This is a genomic window from Conexibacter stalactiti (genome assembly GCF_033542075.1).
Classification (GTDB): domain Bacteria; phylum Actinomycetota; class Thermoleophilia; order Solirubrobacterales; family Solirubrobacteraceae; genus Conexibacter; species Conexibacter stalactiti.
In genome coordinates this window covers 1-7,005 of sequence record NZ_JAWSTH010000170.1, presented here as the reverse complement: position 1 = coordinate 7,005, position 7,005 = coordinate 1, and the positions used below count along the sequence as shown (strand labels likewise).

Below are 7,005 nucleotides of genomic sequence, written 5' to 3'. Positions count from 1 at the left end.
CGCGCAGCGCGGCCGCGCCGCGCGCGGGCGCCGCGCGGCCGCCGAAGCGCGCGAGGACGGCGCCCTCCTCGCCCTCCCAGCGGAGGTCGAGCGCGTCGGCTTCGAGCGGCAGGTGGGCGAGCGCAGAGGCGGCGCGAGCCACCGCATGCGGCTCCCCGCCGCGCCCGACGGCGGTGCAGCAGGCCTCCGGCCGCGGATGCAGCCGGACGGTCAGCTCGGTCAGCAGGCCGAGCGTGCCGCAGGCGCCGCTCATCAGCTTCGCGAGGTCGTAGCCGGCGACGTTCTTGATCACCTGCGAGCCGGCGCGCGCGACGGTGCCGTCGGGCAGCGCGACCTGCACGCCGAGCACGAGGTCGCGCGGCGCCCCGTAGCGGTGGCGCAGGGGGCCGCTGTCGCCGGTCGCGACGACGCCGCCGATCGTCGCGCCGCCGTCGGGCGGGTCGAGCGCCAGCATCTGCCCGGCGGCCGCGAGCTCCGCCTGCGCGCGGGCGAGCGGAAGGCCGGCCTGGACGACCGCGGTGAGGTCGCCGGCGTTGTGCGCGACGAGCGCGTCGAGGCGCGCGGTGCGCAGCTCGGCGTCCGCGGCGACCGGCCGGCCCCACGCGAGCTTCGTGCCGCCGCCGCGGATCCGCACGGCGCCCGCGTCGCGCAGCGCGACGGCCGCCTCGGCGGCGGTCGCCGGCATCAGCTGCGCAGGAGCCGCGGCGCCCGCCATCGCCTCACATCCGCTCCGCCAGGCCGGCCGCCTCCAGCGGGTGGCGCCGGTAGGGACCCGGGACCTCGCCGCACAGCCGCGGCGTCGGCATCAGCTTGCCGGGGTTCGCAAGCCCGTCGGGGTCGAAGGCGCAGCGCAGCTTCTGGAAGGCGGCGAGGTCGGGCTCGCCGAACATCTCCGGCATGTAGCGCTTCTTGTCGACGCCGACGCCGTGCTCGCCGGTGATCGAGCCGCCGGCGCGCACGCAGGCGAGCACGATCTCGCCGGCCAGCCGCTCGGCCCGCTCCGCCTCGCCGGGCGCGTGGCCGTCGTAGCAGACGAGCGGGTGGAGGTTGCCGTCGCCGGCGTGGAAGACGTTGGCGACCCGCAGTCCGGCGTCGTGCGCCAGCTGCTCGATCCGCTCCAGCACCTCGGCGAGGCGGGTGCGGGGGATCACGCTGTCCTGGACGTAGTAGTGGGGGCTGATGCGCCCCATCGCGGGGAAGGCCGCTTTGCGCATCCGCCAGAAGACGTCGCGCTCGGCGGCGTCGCGCGCGACCCGCACCTCGTCGGAGCCGGCGCCCTCGCACAATCGCGTGACCTCGCCGAAGCGGTCGGCGATCGCGTCGGCCGGCCCGTCGAGCTCGACGAGCAGCGCGGCGCCGGCGTCGGCCGGCCAGCCGGCGTGCGCCATCTGCTCGGAGGCGTCGATCGAGAGCCGGTCCATCATCTCGATCGCGCCGGGGACGACGCCGGCCGCGACGATCGCCGAGACGGCCTGCCCGGCCTGTGCGGCCGTCGCGAAGAAGGCGACGAGCGTCCGCACCGACTCCGGCGTCGGCACGACGCGGAGCGTGATCCGCGTCGCGATCCCGAGCGTCCCCTCGGAGCCGACGAAGACGCCGTGGAGGTCGTAGCCGGGCAGGTCGGCCTCCTTGCCGCCGAGCTGCACGACCGTGCCGTCGGCCAGCACGACCTCGAGCCCGCAGACGTAGTTGGTCGTGAAGCCGTACTTGAAGCAGTGCGCGCCGCCGGAGTTCTCGGCGACGTTGCCGCCGATCGAGCAGACGATCTGGCTGGAGGGGTCCGGCGGGTAGAAGTGCGTCGGCCCGGCCGCGGCGGAGATCGCGACGTTCGTGACCCCGGGCTCGCAGACGACCCGCTGGTTGGCGAGGTCGACCTCGTGGATCCGCCGCAGGCGCGCCAGCACGATCAGGACGCCGTCGGCGACCGGGAGCGCGCCGCCGGAGAGGCCGCTGCCGGAGCCGCGCGCCACCCACGGGACGCCGTGGTCGCGACAGGCGCGGACGACCGCGACGACCTCCGCCGCGCTGCCCGGCAGCACCGCGGCCCGCGGCACGACCGCGTACTGCAGCAGCCCGTCGGATTCGTAGGTGCGCAGCGCGTGATGGTCGGTGAGGACGTGCTCCTCTCCGCAGGCGGCGCGCAGCTGGGTGAGCAGGGAACGGTCGATCGCCAAGGCTCTCTCCTGCGTAGACGATGCCCGTCGCCGCCCGATCGTCCACATCGGAGGGCGCGGGCGGGTGCCAGGAGCGGCGTCGCGGCGCAGCGCGCGCGCTGCACACGGGTATATGGAGTGAACATCGGCGCACCACGCCGGCCGTTTGTCATGGAGGAGGAGACGTGAGCACCACAGTCCCGATCCGCCTGTCCGTCAACGGCAAGCCCCACGAGCTCGACGTCGAGCCGCGCCTCCTGCTCGTGCACCTGCTGCGCGACAGGCTGGGCCTGACCGGCACCCATGTCGGCTGCGACACGAGCAACTGCGGAGCGTGCACGGTCCATCTCGACGGCGAGGCGGTGAAGAGCTGCACCGTCCTCGCGGTCCAGGCCGACGAGGCCGAGGTCACGACGATCGAGGGCCTCGCCGCCGGCGACGACGGGCTCCACCCGCTGCAGGAAGCGTTCTGGGAGGACCACGCGCTCCAGTGCGGCTACTGCACGCCGGGGATGATCATGGCCGCGGCCGACCTGCTGGCGCGCAACCCGGACCCGACCGAGGAGGAGATCCGCCTCGGCCTGGAGGGCAACCTCTGCCGCTGCACCGGCTACCACAACATCGTCGCGGCGGTGCGCGACGCGGCCGCCGAGATGCGCGGCGCGAGCGCCGCCGCCAAGACGCCGGAGGTGGTCTGATGGGTGCCCCGGGTGCGGAGACCGCCGAGCGAGAGATGCCCGGCGGCAACGGCTACGTCGGACGGGCCCTGAAGCGCAAGGAGGACCCGCGCCTGATCACCGGGCGGGCGACCTACGTCGACGACCTCGTGCTGCCCAGCACGCTCTACGCGGCGATCGTGCGCTCGCCGGAGGCGCACGCGCGGATCACGGCGATCGACACCTCGGCCGCGGCGGCGCGGGAGGGGGTCGAGGCGGTCTTCACCGGCGAGGACCTCGCCGACATGGCGGCGCCGTGCCCGATGGTGTGGGTTCCGCCGGGCGTGGAGGTCCACGTCCCCGAGCACTGGCCGCTGGCGAGAGGCAAGGTCGGCTACGTCGGCCAGGCCGTCGCCGTCGTGCTCGGCGATGACAAGTACGCGGTCGTCGACGCGGCCGAGCAGGTCGTCGTCGACTACGAGCCGCTGCCGGTCGTCGTCGACCCCGAGGCGGCGCTGGAGGAGGGCGCGCCGATCGTCCACGAGCAGTTCGGGACCAACAAGGTCTTCGAGTGGTCGCTCGCCGGCGGCGACGTCGAGGGCGTCTTCGCCGCGGCCGACGTGGTGCTGGAGCGCCGGATCGTCAACCACCGCACCGCCGGCGCTGCGATCGAGCCGCGTGGCGCGCTCGCCGAATGGCGCGAGGGGCACCTGACGCTCTGGTCCTCGACGCAGATCCCGCACATCGCGCGGGTGATCCTCTCGATCCAGCTGGGGATCTCGGAGGAGCGGATCCGCGTCGTCGCGCCCGAGGTCGGCGGCGGCTTCGGCTCCAAGCTCCAGGTCTACGGCGAGGAGGTGCTCGTCGCCTGGTGCGCCCGCAAGACCGGCAGGCCGGTGAAGTGGACGGCGACCCGCAGCGACGACATGCTGACCACGCACCACGGCCGCGACCAGATCGACTACGTGAGAATCGCGGCCAGACGCGACGGGAAGATGACCGGGATCCACGTGAGAGTGATCCAGGACTGCGGCTCCTACCACCTGATCGAGGGGCCGGTGATCCCGACCTTCACCTCGTGCGTCATCAGCGGCGTCTACGACTTCGACGCCGTCCAGACCGACGTCGTCGGCGTCTTCACGAACAAGTTCACGACCGACGCTATCCGCGGCGCCGGCCGGCCGGAGGCGACGCACCTGCTGGAGGTCTGCGTCGACCAGCTGGCCGACGAGCTCGGCATCGACCGGCTCGAGCTGCGGCGCCGGAACTTCATCACCGAGTTCCCGAACGAGCGGCCGCACGGCTTCGTCTACGACTCCGGCGACTACCACGGCACACTCGACCGCTGCCTGGAGCTGCTCGACCTCGACGCGTTCCAGCGCGAGCAGGCGCAGCTGCGCGAGCGCGGCGTCCACCGCGGCGTCGGCTTCTCGACCTACGTCGAGATCTGCGGGCTCGGCCCGTCGCGCGCGCTCGGCCCCGACGGCTGGGGGATGCAGGGCGGCTACTTCGAGTCGGCGCAGGTGCGGGTGCTGCCGACCGGCACCGCGATGGTCTACACCGGCACCTCGCCGCACGGCCAAGGGCTGGAGACGAGCTTCGCGCAGATCGTCGCCGATCGCCTCGGGCTCGACCCCGATGCGATCGAGGTGATCCACGGCGACACGAACACCGGTCCGTTCGGCAAGGACACCTACGGCTCGCGCTCGCTGTCGGTCGGCGGCGAGGCGGTCGCGCGCGCCGCGCAGAAGGTCCAGGACAAGGCGAAGCGGATCGTCGCGCACAAGCTCGAGGCGGCGCCGGAGGACATCGAGGTCTCCGAAGGCGCCTTCCGCGTGAAGGGCTCGCCCGAGCAGGCTCTCTCGCTCGCCGACGTGGCGACCGAGGCGTACATCCCGGCCGACCTGCCGGAGGGGATGGAGGCCGGCCTCGACGAGATCTGCTTCTACGATCCCGACAACTTCGTCTGGCCGTTCGGCGCGCACGCCTGCGTCACGGAGGTCGACGTCGAGACCGGTCGCGTCGAGATCGTGCGCTGGATCGCCGTCGACGACTGCGGCCGGGCGGTCAACCCGAAGCTGATCGACGGGCAGGTCCACGGCGGCGCGGCGCACGCGATCGGGCAGGCGCTCTACGAGCAGATCCGCTACGACGAGAACGGGCAGCTCGTGACGGGCACGTTCGTCGACTACGGCCTGCCGACGGCGGCCGAGATCCCGTCGTTCGAGACCGCCCGCACCGAGACGCCGTCGCCGACGAACACGCTCGGCGTGAAGGGCGTCGGCGAAGCGGCGACGATCGCCGCCACGCCGGCGATCGTCAACTCCGTGCTCGACGCGCTGCGTCCGCTCGGCGTCAGCTACCTCGACATGCCGCTCACGCCGGAGCGGGTGTGGGCGGCGATCCAGGAGGCCCGCAGATGATCCCGCCCGAGTTCGACTACGCCGCGCCCGACTCGCTCGACGCCGCGCTGCAGGCGCTCGCCGACGGCGGCGAGGACGCGAAGCCGCTCGCGGGCGGGCACTCGCTGCTGCCGTTGATGCGGCTGCGGCTGGCGGCGCCGACGCTGCTCGTCGACCTGCGCCGCGTCCCGGGGCTGCGCGCGCTGGAGCGCGAGAACGGCGGCTGGCGGATCGGCGCGCTGAGTCGCCACGCCGACCTCCAGCGGCGGGCGGAGCTGGGCGTGCTGGCCGAGACGACGGCGCTGATCGCCGACCAGCAGGTCCGCAACCGCGGCACGATCGGCGGCTCGCTCGCGCACGGCGACCCGGCCTCCGACCTGCCCGCGGTCCTGCTCGCGACGGAGGGGACCGTCACGGTCCGCGGCAGCGCCGGCACGCGCGAGATCGCCGCCGCCGACCTCTTCGAGGACTACATGACGACGGCGATCGCGCCCGGGGAGATCCTCACCGAGGTGCGCGTCCCGGCGCTGGACGGGTGGGGCCACGCCTACGAGAAGTTCACGCGACGGGCGGAGGACTGGGCGATGGTCGCCGTCTGCGCGCTCGTGTCCCGGGCCGACGACGGCTCCTGCGCGGACGTGCGCGTCGCGCTCACCAACATGGGCTCGACGCCGCTGCGGGCGACCGCCGTCGAGGAGGCGCTGCGGGGCCGCCCGCTGGACGACGAGACGATCGCCCGGGCCGCCGAGCAGGCGGCCGAGGGGACCGCCCCGCCGGGCGACCTCAACGCCTCGCCGGACTACAAGCGGCACCTCGCGCGTGTCCTCACGCGACGGGCGCTCAGACGGGCGGCGGAGGGCTGACCACGCTCCCCGCGAGCCCACGAGAGGTCGGCGAGATCCTGGGCGCCGAGGGCTATCTCGCCGACGCGGCGTTGCGCACCGCCGTCTTCCTGGCGGCCGCGCTCGAACAGCCGCTGCTGCTGGAGGGCGAGGCCGGCGTCGGCAAGACCGAGCTGGCGAGCGCGCTCGCGGCGGCGACCGGAGCGCGACTGATCCGGCTCCAGTGCCACGAGGGGATCGACCGCCACCAGGCCCTCTACGACTGGGACTACGCCCGCCAGCTGCTGACGCTGCGCGCCTCCGCGGCCGGCGTCGACGAGGGCGAGCTGTTCGCCCGCCGCTTCCTGCTGCGCCGCCCACTGCTGGAGGCCCTCGAGAGCGAGCAGCCGGTCGTCTTGCTGATCGACGAGATCGACCGCGCCGACGACGAGTTCGAGGCCTTCCTGCTGGAGCTGCTGTCGGAGTTCCAGGTGACGATCCCCGAGCTGGGGACGATCCGGGCGCGCAGACGGCCGCTGGTCGTCCTGACCTCGAATCGCACGCGCGAGCTGCACGACGCGCTCAAGCGCCGCTGCCTCTACCACTGGATCGACTACCCGACGCGCGAGCGCGAGGCCGAGATCGTGCGCGTGCGCGCGCCCGGCGTCGAGGAGGCGATCGTCGCGCGCGTCTGCGACGCGGTCCTGCGGCTGCGCGAGGCCGAGCTGTACAAGCTGCCCGGCGTCGGCGAGACGATCCAATGGGCGCGGGCGCTCGCCGCGCTCGGCGACGGCGACCTCGACGCGACGCTCGGCGTCGCGCTGAAGGTGCGCGAGGATCTCGACCGCGTCCGCGACGACGGGGTGCTCGAAGGTGTCTTCGCCAGCCCGCCCGGCGAGCAGGCGCGCGAGCACGTCCGGCGCCAGCTCGCCGTCCCCCTGGGCGCGCGTGAGAAGCGCCAGCAGCGGCCGTT

General features: G+C 74.0%; 5 protein-coding genes and 1 pseudogene. 4 read left to right on the top strand and 2 right to left on the bottom strand.

The features are described from left to right. The coding region (locus tag R7226_RS30420; protein WP_318601277.1) for an FAD-binding oxidoreductase at positions 1–715 on the bottom strand (715 nt) is incomplete at its 3' end. Positions 716–719: 4 nt separating this feature from the next. Beyond that, complete coding sequence (locus R7226_RS30415; RefSeq protein WP_404827928.1) at positions 720–2,222, bottom strand: FAD-linked oxidase C-terminal domain-containing protein; 1,503 nt, start codon at positions 2,220–2,222, stop codon at positions 720–722. Between the two features lie 116 nt (positions 2,223–2,338). On the opposite strand from R7226_RS30415, the gene R7226_RS30410 reads away from it, so the two are divergent. From R7226_RS30410 to R7226_RS30395, 4 genes and pseudogenes are all read left to right on the top strand, one after another. Continuing rightward, on the top strand, positions 2,339–2,851 hold the full coding sequence (locus tag R7226_RS30410; RefSeq protein ID WP_318601274.1) for a (2Fe-2S)-binding protein: 513 nt from the start codon (positions 2,339–2,341) through the stop codon (positions 2,849–2,851). Then, complete coding sequence (locus R7226_RS30405) at positions 2,851–5,232, top strand: xanthine dehydrogenase family protein molybdopterin-binding subunit (protein WP_318601273.1); 2,382 nt, start codon at positions 2,851–2,853, stop codon at positions 5,230–5,232. The genes R7226_RS30410 and R7226_RS30405 overlap by 1 nt, the downstream gene beginning before the upstream one ends. Continuing rightward, entirely contained in the window at positions 5,229–6,074 is an 846-nt protein-coding gene (locus R7226_RS30400) for an FAD binding domain-containing protein (protein ID WP_318601272.1), read from the top strand. The genes R7226_RS30405 and R7226_RS30400 overlap by 4 nt, the downstream gene beginning before the upstream one ends. Then, positions 6,071–6,913: pseudogene (locus tag R7226_RS30395) on the top strand (AAA family ATPase); the annotation flags it as partial. The gene R7226_RS30400 and the pseudogene R7226_RS30395, both read left to right, overlap by 4 nt. Between the last annotated feature and the right edge of the window lie 92 nt (positions 6,914–7,005).